Genomic DNA, 15532 nt, shown 5'->3' on the forward strand with positions numbered 1-15532 from the left:
CGTCCGGCTGGCCGCCCCAAAAGAGAGGAAATTTACATGTCCCGTTTACAAGGCAAGCGTACCCTCATCACTGGCGGTACAAGCGGCATCGGTCTGGAGACCGCCAAGCAATTTCTCGCCGAAGGCGCACGCGTGATCGTCACAGGTGTTAATCCTGAGTCCATGGCAAATGCTCAAGCTATTTTAGGTAGCGAAGTCCTGGTGCTGCGAGCCGACTCAGCTAGTGTCGCAGCCCAGAAGGAGCTGGCGCAGGCTGTTCAGTCTCATTACGGGCAGCTCGACGTTGCCTTCCTCAATGCTGGCGTATCCGTCTGGATGCCAATCGAAGACTGGAACGAGGAGATGTTTGATCGCTCCTTCGACATCAATGTCAAAGGCCCTTACTTCCTCCTGCAAGCACTGCTGCCGGCCTTCTCTAATCCTGCATCGGTGGTTCTTAACACCTCGGTAAGTGCGCACCTGGGCGACGCGCGTTCATCCGTTTATGCGGCAACGAAGGCGGCGTTTCTGAACATGTCGAAAACGCTCTCTAGCGAGCTTCTCCCGCGTGGTGTTCGTGTAAACGCGATCAGCCCTGGCCCGATCGATACTCCGCTGTACGACAAGCTGGGTATCCCCGATGCCTATCGCGAGCAGGTCAACAAAGATATCGCCGCGACTATACCCTTTGGCCGTTTCGGTACGCCTGAAGAAGTAGCTAAGGCGGTTCTGTATCTGGCGTCGGACGAGTCTCGTTGGACGGTCGGAACGGAAATTATTGTTGATGGTGGGCGCTCGCTTTAATGGGCTAGTCACAACTTCGCTTCTATACAGCCCGCTTCCCGCTCGGAAGCGGGTGTTGTCGAAATAACAGTGGGTATTCAAATGTCGCAATCACGGCTCACGCTTGTTAGCCACGGGCTTTGTCCGTTTGTTCAGCGAGTAGCAATTTTACTCCTCGAAAAAGAGGCTCCATTTCAACGGGTTGATGTGGATTTGAAGGACAGGCCCAACTGGTTTCTGGTCATGTCGCCAACGGGCAAAGTCCCGCTTCTAATGGTGCAAAAAGGCGATGAGGAAGCGACCGTACTTTTCGAGAGCGTGGCTATCTGTGAATACATCGAACAGGTGTATCCGGAGCCCGCTTTGCACCCGAAAGATGCAATTTCCCGTGCTCAACACCGTGCTTGGATCGAATTCGCCACTGGTATGCTTACTGATGCATGGGGATATTTGAACGCAACGGATCAGCAGACAGCGCTTGGTAAGTCTTCAGCGCTGAGGGGAAAGCTGGAGAGACTTGGCGGTGAAAAGATGGAGGGGCCGTACTTCGCTGGCGAGACGTTCAGTATGGTGGATATTGCTGTAGCCCCAGTTTTTCGCTACTTCGACATACTGGGATTCGAACCAAGTCATTCATTGTTTGATGGACTTGGTCGCATTGCCGAGTGGCGTCATGCACTGGCCAATCGCGCTAGCGTTCAGGCTGCTGTCGCCGAGGATTATGCAGACCGGTTACGCAAACATCTGCTGGAGGTGAAGGCCATTTTAGTCAGATGAGTCATAAATATCAGTCCAGTGTCTCGTATAGCGGGACTTAGCCTGGTGCGACCGTGGAGCTGGGTCTCCTTTGCGAATTTGCAGGAGGCCCGCTTTCCTATTCTTCAGGAAAGTGCCTATACAACGGCTAGCGATACTGAGCTTTCGTTGGCGCTCCATGTCCGCTTTTGGCCGTTTTCTGCCCGTCACGACTGACCAGGGCTGACTCCAAATCCCCACTTCAGATGAAGGCCGCTTTCCACCGAGCGCAGTCTCTCGGTTGCAGCTATGAAATTTAGGGCGATCATGAGCCCCCCAGAAAGCCAAAATACCGGCCAAATTCGTTTCCGCAAATAAACTTCCACCCCTTGATTTCAGAGGCCTCCAGAGCATAAATGAATACTGCTTAGCGGAAACGAATACAACCTAAAATATTGAAATATAAGGATTAATCTTCGGACTTGAAAACCGTCGACTGTAACAGGTCCATGAGTTCGAATCCCATCGCCTCCGCCATATTTGTACGTCAAAGCCCTGATTATTCAGGGCTTTTTCGTTTCTGGGGTTTGGCCAAAACCCCTCCACCCCCGAAGCGTTACAAAACTATCCCGCTTTTCCCGCCTTCCGGCATCCTGCCACCCCACGATCACCATCCAAAAAATCCTGCTGCTACGCTGAAACTGCTCACCGGCTGCACCGCTCAACAGCACCCAGCGCCGACCCATGTAGCACCCGCAACGATTCTCTATCGTTACCCAATGCCGGAAAACGCCATGCTGTTAGCCCACACATTTGTTAGTCACGACATGAAAGACCCGGACAGTGCAAAATTCAGAGACACATTCTTCATTACGGCAGATGCAAGGGGGTGAGAGCCGCGACAAGACCAAGGACTCTTGGTGCGTTGAAGTTAATAGCAAAAATAGTTACGGGAGTTACATTGGCTACACATGGGCACTGGTACCTGCTGGTGGAAAATCAGTAATCATCGGAGGTAACTCTCTTGGGCAAATGGCAACGCAGATCTGTGCGTCTGCGGTATACCCTCCGGCTTGACCCGGGCGCATCCTGTCCATGCGCCAATTGCGCTGGAGTATTAACGCAAAAAAACCTACCCCCCCTGAAATATGGGCTGTAGGTTTTTTTTGACAAGTCGGTTAATTAAGCGCTTGGCACTGATTGACATTGAATGGCGAACGGCTTACCCCATTTTTGCCTCGTATCGCACGTCATTCACGCACGGGTATAAAAGCAAAAAAACGCGTTGATGACCGAGGGATTTCGAATCCCTTCCGCCTACCTCCTGCGACAGACTCACGTGACATCGCAAAGCCTTTACCGTCAGGCGCGAGTGAGTTGTCGCATAACTCAGGAGTAAGGCGACAAGCGTGGCTACTTTGGGCCTTGCGCAGCGGTTCTCAGCGGCACGCCGGTTGGCCGTAAACCCAGTAATGGTGCTGGCTGCGCCATCAAAACTGGCAATATGCCACCATCCATTTCACTGCCGTTTGTCGGGACAATTGATCAAAAAATGAACGGACTCGGACTTTTTCGTTCAGAATACGCAGCAGGTGACACAGGCTCTGATCCTCACCTAGCCCCAGAAGCGGAAGTTAAACCTCATATGCACTAAGTGCGAATGGGGATTTTTATTACCTGAAAATGGAGATAATCGAATGATTAGAAGTTCATTCGCGAAGCTCACTTTTATCTCGACAGCGTAATACCGCAAGACTAATTAATAGAAATTGCTGGATCTTAATTGCAGTCAGTAACTGTAAGTTCCAGTTAAGTCCAACTGAGAGTCATGTATTGATTCACTACTAGAACAAAGAGGCAACCGGTAACCATGGAGCTTAATATGCTTTCTTCGTCGACCGTGGAATTTTTGCGTTTGGGCGTTGTATATGTCCACCTTATTGCCTGCTGTGTGGCAATCGGGCTTGTTTTGACCAGCGATATTGCAATGGTCAAGCAACTCCTGAAGGGGGATGCGTCAGGTCACCATGATGACGCGCACATGGAAAGTCTTCAAAAAACCGTAGTGCTTGCCCTTGTAGCTCTTTGGATTACGGGCATTGGTATTGTCGGGATAGATTATGCCGGCAAGGGGATGGAGTATTTCCTCAATCCAAAGTTGCAAGCCAAGATCGGCATAGTTGTACTGCTGACCATTAATGGCGTCGTGTTGCATAGCGCGGTATTGCCTGCTCTGAAAAAAGCCGGTTCGTTACTGAAACTCTCCTTCAGCCTGCGCATGCTGGCGCTGTTCTCGGGGGCGTTCTCTGGCGTGTCGTGGTTCTATGCCGCAATGCTCGGTGTTGGCCGTCCGTTGGCCTGGAAATACTCGCTGGTGGAGTTGCTGGCAGCCTATCCGGTCCTCATCGTCGGTGGATTCGGGATGATGGTGATGCTCACCATCTGGGCCAAAAACAAGAGCACGGCAGAATCTACGGAGCAAGGCACCTGGACAGTAGGAAACGCCGCCCTGGCTGGATGGTGAAGCCAGGTTGAACAAGGACGTTCAGCTTTAGCCAATAAATCCCGCTGTTAGCTGTTAACCCAATCTCACTTGAGGATACCCAAATGAAATCCATGAAAGCTCTCTTCGTCGTCGCCGCTCTGACCGTTTCCTCTCTGGCTATGGCCACAGGTGGCGGTGGTGACCGGACCATCGCACGCATGGAGAAAGCCCGGAAAGTCTCGATGGAAGCCTACCAGGTTGCACAGAAACAGAAGGCTGAAGCCGCTGTAGCTCAAAGCAAAGCCAAGGCGGCCGATCACTCCAACTCCTGATCTGTCTGGCGCGTCCCCGATCTGACAGAGGTGCTGCTAGAAGTTTGAGGTCGTCATGTTTGCTTTTGGAACGAGGCTGGCGATTACCAGAGGTCAGATTTGGCTTACAGTAGTGTTCTGCGCTTGATCGTGTCCGTGTCCAGGATGGATCCAGGGATTTACCATAAACGCCGTTATCAGCAGTCTCGTTCGCTTACCTTGACTCGGCTTCGCAGTCGGACAGCATCGGCTGCGGGATCGAATCAATGGGACATAAAACCCTTAATAAATCCCTTAGCTGTTCGCTTGGTGAATATCTGCCGGCTACAACCGGCCGAAAGCAGACTTTAAGTCTGGCGCGCGGGTATGATCCGGATTAACCAGGCCCCCATTGGATCCACGCTTATGCCAGCCTCCCAAATTCGCCCCTCACCCGCACCATTGCTCAAGCAAGGCGAGACGGTGGTCTTGTTCGACGGCGTATGTAAGCTGTGCAATGGCTGGGTGAGGTTCTTGATCCGCCATGACCGCCACCGACGCATTCGGTTGGCGACAGTACAGTCGCCCGAGGGGCAGGCACTGCTTGCTTGGGCAGGTTTGCCCATGGATCAATTCGACACCATGGCCGTGATCCGCGACCAACACTACTGGGTGCGCTCGGATGCATTTTTCGAAGTCATCGCGCAACTGCCCGCGAGTTGGCTGCCAGTGAGACTTCTACGCATCTTCCCACGCAAGCTTCGGGATTGGGCATACGATCGCATTGCGCTGAATCGCTATAGGCTCTTCGGAAAATACGATACCTGCCTTTTGCCTGATCCTGATCATGAACAACGTTTTTTGAAGGCGCCAATGTGAACGCCTTGGTACGCATTAACGGGATCGCCCGAGGCGGCCTCGCGTTCATGTTTGGCTACCATGGTCTGGTTCCCAAGTTGCTATGGTCGAGTCCAGGTGAGCGGACACTGATCCAGTCTCATGGGATCAACCAGGTGGAGCTAGTGGCCTGAGCGCTGCTATTTCGGACCGGTTTGAGTCCCGGTTTCGCAGGTTGGCGGAGCAGCGCCCGTATTGCAGGCGGATTGATCCCGTGGCTTCGCACTAGCGACGATAGTAGCGGTGATCGTCCTCGTAGCGGTGCCGCATGGCCCAATCATGGTGGCGCTCCCAATCACGATGGCGTTCGGCTTCTCGGCGGGCTTGCTCTCTACGCCAGTCGTCTCGGCGCCAATCGTCTCGGCGCCAATCGTCTCTACGATCGTGCCAACGGCCGTCATGCCAGTATCGGTCGTCATGGGCAAGCAACGGCCCTGGCTGCTTGCCGGCCATACTGGCCAAGGTCGGCCAAGGGTTGCCGGCAGCCTGGACCGGAGCCTGAACGGCTGCGGCTTCAGTTGCAAAAACAGGGGTTGAGGTCTTCATCTGTGTTGCTGATGCCGAGCCCACTGCCGCGAATGCGAACAGGCCAAAGAGCACCATCCGTGGGTCATGGAATTTCATGAGCGAAGACAACCTCTGATTGACAATTGGACGTGTGGCCATCTGGCTGCGGGAAATCTGCGGGTTCGCGCTTACCGAGCTGATGTGCTTATCCACATAGACCGATAAATAGGGAAAAGTTCTAGGGAGCCGCTACTTAAATAGCCAACGGCCTCAGCGTTCGGCCCCTTTGAGGCTTGCTATCTCGATGTCCGCTTGGATCCAGGCAGTGTGAAAACGCATGCACCGTGTTGAAGTCCGCGTTGCTACATAAAATCTGCCAGTGTTTGGTTGGTCAGCAGACCTGAAATTTGCGTAGGGACGCGATTTTCGTACCGGTTCTGACCATCAAACCTGCTCTAAAACGTTTTCACACAGCCTGGATCGTCAGGGTACTCATGGCGAACCCTCCGATGCGGATCTATTCCCGCCCTGCTACAGCGATGTCACCGGCTATACATTTGCCCCCTCTGCTCCCCACCGTAGTAACGCCCGTGATCACGTCCGTGCCCATCATGGTCATGCCAGTACGGCCAGCACCCGCCGAGCAACAGCGCTGCTGACATCACCAAAATCAAAGTAGCTGTACGTTTCATTTGATCATCTCCTCGCAGGTGAAGCCTGACACTATGATCGTTCGATCCCCTCCCATTAAGGAGGTTCAAAACACCCGATCACCTGGCCCCACCAGGCGTCCTTAACCTCAGGCAGCACTGGCAGCAGGAGGGCCAAGGGAGGTCAGTGCAATTTGACAGGCAAGATAACCAATGGAATGCCATTTAGATGCAGCCTGCACTGCAACCAGTAGCAGGATCTGCACGCCAATGCCGACCAACCCCACGCCGCGCGATCCAGCGCTTCGGGCATGGTGGTCGCGTAGTTATGCTTTCTCTCCTGACGAGCAGACGCCGGCTTTGTAATAACCATGAAATATCAAAGGTTATTATTTGGCGCTTTCTAACAGAGGCAAATTGCTATTGTCCGCTGTAGAACATGCAGCCAGAGGCTCTTGAATGGAAATGACACCTGCTGAAAACACCAAATCCAGGGGATGGGTGTGGGGGTATAAAAAGATCAGGAGCTTTGGATGCTCTCGAAGGACGGCCTTCTACAGGGCAAGCCTCTATGCCCTTCGAGGTGACTCGGGAGTTTTCTCCGGCAAGCGGGGTTTGCAAAGATTTCGACTAAGACGTTAGGTAATAACCAGCCCGCCCCTGAATGGTTATTGGCAAACCTTGGGGGTAGCGTCCGCCCAGCACGTATCGCCTCGCCATCCATGGACTGGTAAAGAGAAATACGGCTGTGCGAACAACTGAAACGATACACCAACCGATTTAGAGCTGCCAACTTTTACATTCACGACTGCCAGTGAGCGGCGGGCGAGGAGCACTCATGCCTCACGCACTCGACGACCGGCTTCTACTGAACCGGCTCCAGTAACAGGTCCATAAATTCGAAGCCCCTTGCCTTCGCCATATTTGTACGTGAAAGCCCCGATTATTCGGGGCTTTTCGTTTATGGAGTTTGCCCCTTAGAGAGCCTGAGCGCGAATCATCTCGCCATTTGCGCAACTACCCAAAAATGTCGACAGCAATCGGCAGTCAATCCGCCGCCCTCCTCCCGCGCTCTGCCGAACGAGCACAATTGATCTTTTCAAACTGAACAAAGCGCTTTACCTTCCTTGAGTTGGCTATAACTAGAAGATCGCCAAGGAGGTGTTCGCAATGCAGTTTTTCCGGTCTCTATTCGCCCTGCGCCATAAATATCGAAATTTTGCCTTGGTCGATCACAAAGGAGTGTGTGTGGCCTTCAAGCAATGCCGCCTGCCACCGCAGAACGGTCGCTGGGTGGAAGTCGAAGAATTTCGCCTGAACTGGCTTCAACACCCGCTTCCTTCCAGTGCGCGCATCCCCCCGAAGCCCGTCGCGCACAAACTCACGGAAAACTAGTCCGCCCCTACAGCTCGTCGCCTCAAATCACACTCTGCGCAGCCGTCGATTACTGTCTATGCAAGCGATATCAGCAAAAGGCAACACCGTGAACAGCGACCAGGCCCCGACTGAAAAGCTCAGGATCCTTTTTGTTCACTTAGTACCGGGAGTGGGGTCAGGCGCGGCATTGATATTCAGGAGGTCATCATGTGGCTCAACGAATCCGAGCAGGACCTACGGCGCGATCTTCAGGGCATTGCGTCTGATTTCAGATGGTCAATCGTTGATCTGACGCAAATTGCCAAACGATTGAGCGACGCAGGAAATGAAGCCGATGCTCAGGCAGTGCTGAGGATGTGCCGGGTGTTCCAGGCGGGTGAAGAGCGGTTGATTGCGTACGCCGATGAGGTGAAGGCCCGGGCAATCCATCGGACTAAAGCCGAGTAGATCGCTCGGCAGTCAGGCCTTCAGTTTGAGGTGAGCGCAAGAGCAAATCCCTCATGCGGCGTCACCCTTGCTGCGCTCAATCAACAATGAACAATCTGGCGCCCGGGCCACTGCAGGATTGATGCGCCTGTGCGTTGTCGCCGACCTGATAGCTCATTCCCGCGGTCAATACGAACTTTCGCCCGTCTTCGAGGGTGGTTTCCAGCTCACCCTCCATACAAAACAAAACATGCCCTTTGTGACACCAATGGTCTGCAAGGTAGCCAGGGCTGTACTCCACCATGCGCACCCGAATCCGATTCGACTCGTCGCCGAAAACCCGGGTTCGCCAATAGGCCATCCCTGTCTCTCCCGGATGCTCTGTCCTTTCGATCTCAGCCCAGTTGGTGACGCCAAAAGCGAACGCATCCATCTTCATACTTCTTTTCCTTAAGTGTTTTTGGCCAATAGCTGCGGCCATCAGCCTACCACTTATGCCTTCGAGGTCACCATTGCACACAAGCGAATGAACGACTGAGCCGGCAATACCGGCTCAGCCTCTCGTGTCATTAGTTTTTTTGAGCGTGCTCAATGTCCTTTAAAGCCCTATTGGTCAGGTCTATGCACTTTTGTTTGTCGCCAGCTTTCTGCGCTTTTTCCGCGGCTATTCGCGCATCTCGAATTTGATCCAGTTGAGGCTGGCCCATCACGGGGGTCGCCTTTTCGTTTCTGATTTTTTTCAGATTAATGGTGCATAGATCGTCCGCCGCAAAGAGCGGCGTAGCGACCAATGCGGCAACCATAAACAGAATGGATCGTTTCATAGGACTCTCTCTTCTATTAAGTGGCGGGAGTATCACTATAGATCGTGGCAGACAGTCATGCCTGGCTACGCTTGACAATCTCAGCACTGCTGGCCGCGAACATCGCCCTGGGAATGCTTGATGCTGCAGTCGAAGAGGTTAATGGTCTGCCCGTCGGGGTTACCTGCGTGACGGGCGCTCTTTCGCGCTTTGGAAACATCCGCGCCAGGCAGGCTGAAACGGATTTCGCCGACCCGGCGATAAAGCTTTATCATTGCGCAAGGTTTGCTGACAGAGTCCGTCATGAAGTTCGCCATTGCCCTTTTCTCCGCTGCCCATGCGCCCTCCTCGCGCCGCGCTCTGCTGTTCGCTCAGGCGGCACTGGCCGGTGGCCATGAGATTGTGCGGCTGTTTTTCTATCAGGACGGTGTTCACAGCGCGTCAGGCAATATCGTCACCCCGCAAGATGAGCAAGATTTGCCGTTGCAATGGCGCTCGTTCGTCAGTGAGCATCAGCTCGACGGCGTGGTGTGTATTGCTGCCGCCTTGCGCCGCGGCGTGCTGAATGAAGAAGAAGCCCTGCGTTATCAGCGTCCGGCCGTCAATTTGAGCGCGCCTTGGGAGTTGTCCGGGCTGGGTCAATTGCATGACGCCGTGCAATCGGCCGACCGATTGATTTGTTTCGGAGGGCCATGAAATGCCTAAATCGTTGCTGATTATCAGTCGGCAGGCGCCTTGGTCAGGCCCCAGCGCTCGCGAAGCATTGGACATCGTGCTGGCCGGCGGCGCTTTTGATTTGCCGATTGGCCTGCTGTTTCTGGATGACGGTGTATTCCAGCTTGCACCTACCCAGGATGCCAGGGCCGTTCAGCAAAAAGACCTCAGCGCCAATCTGCAGGCGCTGTCGCTGTTTGGTGTTGAAGATGTTTTTGCTTGCGCCAACAGCGTAATGGAGCGTGGGTTTGCGCCACTCGGCCGGAACATGGACGCAGTGCAATTGCTGAACCCGGAGCAAATCTCCTCGATTATTGATCGTTACGACCAGGTTATAACTCTCTGATGTCGACTTTGCATGTGTTGTCCCACTCGCCGTTTACCGATAACCGGCTGACCAGTTGCCTGCGTCTGCTCGGCGCGCAAGACGCGATTCTGCTCTGCGGCGACGCGGTGTATGCCCTGCAACCCGATAGCGTACCGCTCAGCGCACTGGAGGCTCGAATCGATACGCTGCGCTTGTTCGTTCTGTCGGAAGATATCCAGGCCCGTGGGCTGGATATCCCTGGCTGGGTCAAACGCGTCGATTACCCAGGGTTTGTCGAGCTGTCGATTCACTATGACAAGGTCAACACCTGGCTATGAAGTCGCTCACTGTCGGTATTCATAGCATTGGCCTCGATAAAGACGGGTACCTGGTAGACCTGAACGATTGGTCCGCAGAGGTGGCAAGTGCACTGGCCGCCGCCGAAGACCTCGAGCTTAGCCCGGAACACTGGGAGATCCTCGAGTTACTGCGCGGGTTTTATCAGGAGTTCCAGCTGTCTCCGGCGACCCGCCCGCTGATCAAATACACAGCGCTGAAGCTGGGTCCGGACAAGGGCAACAGCCTGCACCTGAACCGACTGTTCAAAGGCACTCCCGCCAAACTTGCCGCCAAGCTGGCGGGCCTGCCCAAACCGACGAATTGCTTATGACTGATTTTGCGCCGCTGACGACCGAAACACCGACCGAACACCCTTTCGCGCCATTCGTGCGAATCCTGGGCAAGGGCAAGCGCGGTGCCCGCAGCCTGACCCGCGAAGAGGCACGCGAAGCCATGGGCATGTTGCTCGACGAGAAAGTCGAGGACACGCAACTGGGCGCATTCCTGATGCTGCTGCGGCACAAGGAAGAAAGCCCTGAGGAACTGGCCGGTTTTACCGAAGCGGTTCGTGAACGATTGACAGCGCCGGCCTTGAAGGTTGATCTGGATTGGCCGACCTATGCCGGCAAGAAACGTCATCTGCCGTGGTATCTGCTGGCAGCCAAATGCCTGGCTCAGAACGGTGTGCGTATTCTGCTGCACGGCGGCGGCGCCCATACCGCAGGTCGCCTGTACAGCGAGCAGCTTCTCGATCAATTACAGATCCCGCTGTGCCGCAATTGGCAGCAAGTCGGTACGGCGCTCGATCAAAGCAACCTGGCGTTTATCCCGCTCGGTGACTGGGCGCCCCAGTTGCAACGGATGATCGATCTGCGCAATACCCTGGGCCTGCGCTCACCCATCCACTCTCTGGCACGCATCCTCAATCCACTGGGCGCTCGCTGTGGCCTGCAAAGTATTTTCCATCCCGGCTACCAGGGCGTGCACCGCGACGCCAGCGGCTTGCTGGGCGACAACACCATCGTCATCAAAGGCGATGGCGGTGAGATCGAAATCAACCCGGACACCATCAGCCATCTGTATGGCACCACAGGTGGCGAAAGCTGGGATGAGGAATGGCCTGCGCTGTCGGCCCAGCGTCATGTCAAACCCGCGACCCTGGACCCCGAGCAACTGAGCGCGCTCTGGCGCGGCGACGTGCAGGACAGCTACCCGCAACTGGCGCTGATCTCGACCATGGCGCTGGCCCTGCGCGGCCTCGGCACGCCGCGGGAGCAGGCGTTCAATTTGGCTCAGCAGTACTGGGACGCTCGGGACAAATCGATTTAACCGATCATTAACGCCCAACCTTTGCGCTTTTTGTTCGAAGCCATCGGCATAGACTCAACTCCAACGTTTAACGACCGAGGAGTTCGAGATGGGTTTGCTTATTGAAGGGCACTGGCGTGACCAGTGGTACGAGAGCAGCAAAGACGGCGCATTCCAGCGCGAACAAGCGCAACGCCGTAACTGGCTGACCGCTGATGGCAGACCTGGCCCTAGCGGTGAAGGTGGTTTTCCCGCCGAGGCCGGTCGCTATCACCTCTATGTGTCTCTCGCTTGCCCCTGGGCCCAGCGCACGCTGATCCTGCGCAAGCTCAAAGGCCTTGAAAGCCTCGTCGACGTCTCTGTCGTCAGCTGGTTGATGCTGGAAAACGGCTGGACCTTCGATAAAGCGTTCGGCTCCAGCGGCGACCGCCTCGATAACCTGTCCTACATGCATCAACGCTACACCGCAGACGCCGTCGACTACACCGGCCGTGTCACGGTGCCTGTGCTCTGGGACAAGCAGCACAAGCGCATCGTCAGCAATGAATCAGCGGAAATTATCCGCATGTTCAATAGTGCATTCGATGGCTTGACCGGAAATGACCTGGACTTCTACCCGCAACCTCTACGGGCAGAGATTGATGAGCTGAACGCGCGGATCTATCCGGCGGTAAACAACGGCGTTTATCGGGCTGGCTTCGCCACCTCGCAGCCGGCGTATGAAGAAGCCTTCGATGAGCTGTTCGCCGAACTCGACTGGCTGGAAAAGAGACTGGGCGAGAAGCGCTATCTGGTCGGCGAACACCTGACCGAAGCCGATATCCGACTGTTCACCACGCTGATTCGCTTCGACGCAGTGTATTACAGCCACTTCAAATGCAACCTGCGGCGAATTGCCGATTACCCGAATCTTTCGAACTGGTTACGTGAGTTGTATCAGTGGCCGGGGATTGCCGAGACCGTGGACTTCACGCACATCAAGGGGCATTACTTCGCGAGCCACCGCACCATCAATCCGACCGGGATCGTGCCGAAAGGGCCTGCGCTGGACTTCAATGCCAGTCATGATCGGGGACGGTTGAGCGGGAAAGGGATTTGGCGCAAGGCCGAGGTCTGAGAAGGGATTTGTGTGCAATTGATGGCCTCTTCGCGGGCAAGCCTCGCTCCTACGGGATTGGTGTCGATCACATTATTGTGGCCTGACACAAATCCCGTAGGAGCGAGGCTTGCCCGCGAAGCTTTTTCAAACCTGCGACTGCGCCCCTTCAAACCACTTCAGTTTCTCGCGAAGCTGTACCACTTCCCCAACAATCACCAGCGTCGGCGCATGCACTTCATGCTCGGCAACCAGCTGTGGAAGATTGGCCAGCGTGCCGGTAAAGACCCGTTGATTCGAGGTGGTGCCCTGCTGGATCAAGGCTGCCGGAGTATCCGCCGAACGACCGTGTTTGATCAGTTGCTCACAGATGATCGGCAAGCCAATCAAGCCCATGTAGAACACCAGAGTCTGCGCTGGAGCTACCAAATCGCTCCACGGCAAATCCGTGGTGCCATCCTTCAGATGCCCGGTCACGAAACGCACCGATTGCGCATAATCACGATGTGTCAGTGGAATCCCGGCATACGCCGCACAACCACTCGCCGCGGTGATACCTGGCACAACCTGAAATGGAATGCCATGGGCCGCCAGCTCTTCGATCTCTTCGCCGCCACGACCAAAGATAAACGGATCGCCGCCTTTCAAGCGCAATACCCGCTTGCCCTGCTTGGCCAGATCAACCAGATGCTGATTGATCTGCTCCTGCGGTAACGCGTGATCAGCCCGACGCTTGCCGACGTAGACCCGCTCGGCATCACGACGACACAGCTCAAGAATCGCCGGAGCTACCAAACGGTCATACAACACCACGTCCGCTTGCTGCATCAGCCGCAGGGCACGGAAAGTCAGCAGATCCGGATCGCCCGGCCCGGCTCCAACCAGATAGACCTCGCCCGGCGCGACAGGCGCGGCGCCATTGATTTTAGCCAGCAACAAGCGCTCGGCTTCCGCGCCCTGCCCAGCCATTTGGCGGTCGGCAATCGGTCCCTGGAAAACATCTTCCCAGAATGCTCGCCGCTGCTGCACATCAGGGAACAGACTTTTGACCTGGTTGCGAAAGCGCGCCGCCAAACCGGCCAACTGGCCATAAGTCGAGGGAATCCAGGTCTCCAGCCTGGCCCGAATCAACCTTGCCAGAACAGGTGCATCGCCGCCGCTGGAGACAGCAATAATCAGTGGCGAACGGTCGACGATCGCCGGAAAAATCACGCTGCACAATGCCGGAGCATCGACCACGTTGACTGGCACGCACCGCTGATGCGCATCGTTGGAAACCTGCGCGTTGAGCGATTCATCGTCAGTGGCCGCGATAATCAGCACGCAACCATCGAGATCGGCCGCGGCATAACCGCGCAAGACCAATTCACCGCCACTGCTCTGTACCAGTTCGCGCAGCTGGGTTTCTATTTCAGGTGCAACCACCCGCAGTAGCGCACCGGCATCGGCCAGCAGGCGGGATTTGCGCAAGGCAATCTCCCCCCCACCGACGACCAACACACGACTGCCGCGCAGGTTGTGGAACAGCGGCAGAAATTCCATTTAGCCGATGACCTCAATGCCGCCCATGTACGGTTTGAGCACGGCCGGTACACGGATCGAACCGTCGGCCTGCTGATAGTTCTCCAGCACTGCCACCAGGGTACGACCGACCGCCAGACCGGAACCGTTCAGGGTGTGAACCAGCTCAGGCTTGCCGGTTTCCGGGTTACGGAAACGCGCTTGCATGCGACGGGCCTGGAAATCGCCGCAGTTGGAGCACGACGAAATTTCACGGTATTTGTCCTGGCTCGGAATCCACACTTCCAGGTCGTAGGTCTTGACCGCGCTGAAGCCCATGTCGCCGGTACACAGCGCCAGCGTACGGTACGGCAGTTCCAGCAGTTGCAGGACTTTCTCGGCGTTGGCGGTCAGGCCTTCCAGCGCTTGCATCGAAGTCGATGGCTCGACGATCTGGACCATTTCGACCTTGTCGAACTGGTGCTGACGAATCATCCCGCGCGTGTCACGACCCGACGCACCGGCTTCGCTACGGAAGCACGGGGTGTGAGCCACGAATTTGATCGGCAGCAGTTTCGGGTCAATGATTTCGCCCGAAACGATGTTGGTCAGCGACACTTCAGCGGTCGGAATCAGGTACAGATCGGCTTCGCCTTCGCGACTGATCTTGAACAGGTCTTCCTCGAACTTCGGCAGTTGACCGGTGCCCTGCAAGGCCGGCGCCTGAACCAGATACGGCGTGTAAGCCTCTTCGTAGCCATGCTCGCTGGTGTGCAGGTTGATCATGAACTGCGCGAGGGCGCGGTGCAGACGAGCGATCGGCCCGCGCAGCAAGGCGAAACGGGCGCCGGACAGCTTGGCGGCGGTTTCAAAATCCAGCCAGCCGAACTTCTCGCCCAGCGCAACGTGATCCTTGACCTCGAAGTCGAAGGTGGTCGGCGTGCCCCAGCGGCGAACTTCGACGTTGCCGTCTTCGTCATCACCAATCGGCACCGACTCGTGTGGCAGGTTCGGGATACCCAGCACAATCGAGTCCAGCTCGGTCTGGATCGCGTCCAGCTCGAACTTGCCGACACCAAGCTCGTTCGCCATGCGCTCGACGTCAGCCATCAACGGCGCGATGTCTTCGCCGCGTTGCTTGGCCTGACCGATGGATTTGGAGCGCGCGTTACGTTCAGCCTGCAGCGCTTCGGTGCGGGTCTGGACGGTCTTGCGCTGTTCTTCCAGCGCTTCGATGCGCGCAACGTCCAGGGCATAGCCACGGGATGCCAAGCGGTCCGCTACGTCCTGAAGGTTGCTACGTAACAGTTTGGAATCGAGCATGTCGGTCTCTCGT

Annotated in this window: 19 protein-coding genes and 1 pseudogene; 15 read left to right on the forward strand and 5 right to left on the reverse strand. The window is 55.8% G+C overall.

Translation table 11 applies throughout. The features are described from left to right. Positions 1-36 precede the first annotated feature (36 nt). The 6 genes from AC07W5_RS13710 (at position 37) to AC07W5_RS13735 (ending at position 5151) form a co-directional block, all read left to right on the forward strand. The gene (locus AC07W5_RS13710; RefSeq protein WP_495011483.1) at positions 37-783 is read left to right on the forward strand and encodes an SDR family oxidoreductase; all 747 of its coding nucleotides are present in this window, start codon (positions 37-39) and stop codon (positions 781-783) included. Between the two features lie 69 nt (positions 784-852). Beyond that, positions 853-1539 carry a glutathione S-transferase family protein gene (locus AC07W5_RS13715; RefSeq protein ID WP_495011484.1) on the forward strand — a complete coding sequence of 229 codons (687 nt, stop codon included), beginning with the start codon at positions 853-855 and terminating at the stop codon, positions 1537-1539. Positions 1540-2006: 467 nt separating this feature from the next. Continuing rightward, complete coding sequence (locus tag AC07W5_RS13720) at positions 2007-2390, forward strand: hypothetical protein (RefSeq protein ID WP_495023589.1); 384 nt, start codon at positions 2007-2009, stop codon at positions 2388-2390. Positions 2391-3367: 977 nt separating this feature from the next. After that, positions 3368-4021 carry a hypothetical protein gene (locus AC07W5_RS13725; RefSeq protein WP_495023590.1) on the forward strand — a complete coding sequence of 218 codons (654 nt, stop codon included), beginning with the start codon at positions 3368-3370 and terminating at the stop codon, positions 4019-4021. Between the two features lie 83 nt (positions 4022-4104). Further along, complete coding sequence (locus tag AC07W5_RS13730; RefSeq protein ID WP_494991706.1) at positions 4105-4314, forward strand: co-regulatory protein PtrA N-terminal domain-containing protein; 210 nt, start codon at positions 4105-4107, stop codon at positions 4312-4314. A 384-nt stretch (positions 4315-4698) separates the two neighbouring features. Continuing rightward, a complete protein-coding gene (locus tag AC07W5_RS13735; protein WP_495011505.1) occupies positions 4699-5151 on the forward strand; it encodes a thiol-disulfide oxidoreductase DCC family protein in 453 nt (150 codons plus the stop codon). Between the two features lie 243 nt (positions 5152-5394). Here the strand turns inward: AC07W5_RS13735 and AC07W5_RS13740 are convergent, their stop codons facing one another. Beyond that, positions 5395-5793, reverse strand: a complete 399-nt coding sequence (locus tag AC07W5_RS13740) for a hypothetical protein (RefSeq protein WP_495011506.1) — start codon at positions 5791-5793, stop codon at positions 5395-5397. A 1703-nt stretch (positions 5794-7496) separates the two neighbouring features. Between AC07W5_RS13740 and AC07W5_RS13745 the strand changes: the two genes are divergently transcribed. Continuing rightward, on the forward strand, positions 7497-7721 hold the full coding sequence (locus AC07W5_RS13745; RefSeq protein WP_495011507.1) for a hypothetical protein: 225 nt from the start codon (positions 7497-7499) through the stop codon (positions 7719-7721). A 189-nt stretch (positions 7722-7910) separates the two neighbouring features. Then, complete coding sequence (locus tag AC07W5_RS13750) at positions 7911-8150, forward strand: hypothetical protein (RefSeq protein ID WP_494993314.1); 240 nt, start codon at positions 7911-7913, stop codon at positions 8148-8150. Positions 8151-8226: 76 nt separating this feature from the next. On the opposite strand, the gene AC07W5_RS13755 is transcribed toward AC07W5_RS13750, so the two are convergent. Continuing rightward, positions 8227-8568 (reverse strand): DHCW motif cupin fold protein, encoded by a 342-nt coding sequence (locus AC07W5_RS13755; protein ID WP_495011508.1) that lies wholly within the window; start codon positions 8566-8568, stop codon positions 8227-8229. A 130-nt stretch (positions 8569-8698) separates the two neighbouring features. Next, positions 8699-8953, reverse strand: coding sequence for a PA2433 domain-containing protein (locus AC07W5_RS13760; protein ID WP_495011509.1), 255 nt, complete (start codon positions 8951-8953; stop codon positions 8699-8701). Positions 8954-9030: 77 nt separating this feature from the next. Here AC07W5_RS13760 and AC07W5_RS13765 point away from each other — a divergent pair. From AC07W5_RS13765 to AC07W5_RS13795, 7 genes and pseudogenes are all read left to right on the forward strand, one after another. After that, a pseudogene (locus AC07W5_RS13765) lies at positions 9031-9147 on the forward strand (DUF1275 domain-containing protein); the annotation flags it as partial. Positions 9148-9235: 88 nt separating this feature from the next. Then, the gene (tusD, locus tag AC07W5_RS13770) at positions 9236-9628 is read left to right on the forward strand and encodes a sulfurtransferase complex subunit TusD (protein ID WP_494993317.1); all 393 of its coding nucleotides are present in this window, start codon (positions 9236-9238) and stop codon (positions 9626-9628) included. A gap of 1 nt (position 9629) precedes the next feature. Then, a complete protein-coding gene (gene tusC, locus AC07W5_RS13775) occupies positions 9630-9992 on the forward strand; it encodes a sulfurtransferase complex subunit TusC (protein ID WP_494993318.1) in 363 nt (120 codons plus the stop codon). Beyond that, positions 9992-10291, forward strand: coding sequence for a sulfurtransferase complex subunit TusB (tusB, locus tag AC07W5_RS13780; protein ID WP_494993319.1), 300 nt, complete (start codon positions 9992-9994; stop codon positions 10289-10291). Before tusC ends, tusB begins: the two co-directional genes overlap by 1 nt. Continuing rightward, positions 10288-10623, forward strand: a complete 336-nt coding sequence (locus AC07W5_RS13785; RefSeq protein WP_495011510.1) for a TusE/DsrC/DsvC family sulfur relay protein — start codon at positions 10288-10290, stop codon at positions 10621-10623. The genes tusB and AC07W5_RS13785 overlap by 4 nt, the downstream gene beginning before the upstream one ends. Further along, positions 10620-11621, forward strand: coding sequence for a glycosyl transferase family protein (locus AC07W5_RS13790; RefSeq protein WP_495023591.1), 1002 nt, complete (start codon positions 10620-10622; stop codon positions 11619-11621). Before AC07W5_RS13785 ends, AC07W5_RS13790 begins: the two co-directional genes overlap by 4 nt. Positions 11622-11709: 88 nt before the next feature. Continuing rightward, on the forward strand, positions 11710-12717 hold the full coding sequence (locus AC07W5_RS13795; RefSeq protein ID WP_495023592.1) for a glutathione S-transferase family protein: 1008 nt from the start codon (positions 11710-11712) through the stop codon (positions 12715-12717). 126 nt (positions 12718-12843) lie between these two features. On the opposite strand, the gene cysG is transcribed toward AC07W5_RS13795, so the two are convergent. After that, positions 12844-14238: a siroheme synthase CysG gene (cysG, locus tag AC07W5_RS13800; RefSeq protein ID WP_495011513.1), complete on the reverse strand. Its 1395-nt coding sequence runs from the start codon at positions 14236-14238 to the stop codon at positions 12844-12846. Continuing rightward, entirely contained in the window at positions 14239-15519 is a 1281-nt protein-coding gene (gene serS, locus AC07W5_RS13805; protein WP_494993324.1) for a serine--tRNA ligase, read from the reverse strand. Positions 15520-15532: the final 13 nt, after the last annotated feature.

The organism is Pseudomonas sp. GW821-FHT01E05 (genome assembly GCF_059422425.1).

Coding starts and splice junctions, on each gene's coding strand:
- AC07W5_RS13740 (WP_495011506.1), bottom strand. CDS start 5,793: ATGAAATTCCATGACCCACGGATGGTGCTCTTTGGCCTGTTCGCATTC.
- AC07W5_RS13750 (WP_494993314.1), top strand. CDS start 7,911: ATGTGGCTCAACGAATCCGAGCAGGACCTACGGCGCGATCTTCAGGGC.
- tusD (WP_494993317.1), top strand. CDS start 9,236: ATGAAGTTCGCCATTGCCCTTTTCTCCGCTGCCCATGCGCCCTCCTCG.
- tusC (WP_494993318.1), top strand. CDS start 9,630: ATGCCTAAATCGTTGCTGATTATCAGTCGGCAGGCGCCTTGGTCAGGC.
- AC07W5_RS13755 (WP_495011508.1), bottom strand. CDS start 8,568: ATGAAGATGGATGCGTTCGCTTTTGGCGTCACCAACTGGGCTGAGATC.
- serS (WP_494993324.1), bottom strand. CDS start 15,519: ATGCTCGATTCCAAACTGTTACGTAGCAACCTTCAGGACGTAGCGGAC.
- AC07W5_RS13730 (WP_494991706.1), top strand. CDS start 4,105: ATGAAATCCATGAAAGCTCTCTTCGTCGTCGCCGCTCTGACCGTTTCC.
- cysG (WP_495011513.1), bottom strand. CDS start 14,238: ATGGAATTTCTGCCGCTGTTCCACAACCTGCGCGGCAGTCGTGTGTTG.
- AC07W5_RS13745 (WP_495011507.1), top strand. CDS start 7,497: ATGCAGTTTTTCCGGTCTCTATTCGCCCTGCGCCATAAATATCGAAAT.
- AC07W5_RS13785 (WP_495011510.1), top strand. CDS start 10,288: ATGAAGTCGCTCACTGTCGGTATTCATAGCATTGGCCTCGATAAAGAC.
- AC07W5_RS13725 (WP_495023590.1), top strand. CDS start 3,368: ATGGAGCTTAATATGCTTTCTTCGTCGACCGTGGAATTTTTGCGTTTG.
- AC07W5_RS13795 (WP_495023592.1), top strand. CDS start 11,710: ATGGGTTTGCTTATTGAAGGGCACTGGCGTGACCAGTGGTACGAGAGC.
- AC07W5_RS13710 (WP_495011483.1), top strand. CDS start 37: ATGTCCCGTTTACAAGGCAAGCGTACCCTCATCACTGGCGGTACAAGC.
- AC07W5_RS13735 (WP_495011505.1), top strand. CDS start 4,699: ATGCCAGCCTCCCAAATTCGCCCCTCACCCGCACCATTGCTCAAGCAA.
- AC07W5_RS13790 (WP_495023591.1), top strand. CDS start 10,620: ATGACTGATTTTGCGCCGCTGACGACCGAAACACCGACCGAACACCCT.
- tusB (WP_494993319.1), top strand. CDS start 9,992: ATGTCGACTTTGCATGTGTTGTCCCACTCGCCGTTTACCGATAACCGG.
- AC07W5_RS13720 (WP_495023589.1), top strand. CDS start 2,007: ATGAGTTCGAATCCCATCGCCTCCGCCATATTTGTACGTCAAAGCCCT.
- AC07W5_RS13760 (WP_495011509.1), bottom strand. CDS start 8,953: ATGAAACGATCCATTCTGTTTATGGTTGCCGCATTGGTCGCTACGCCG.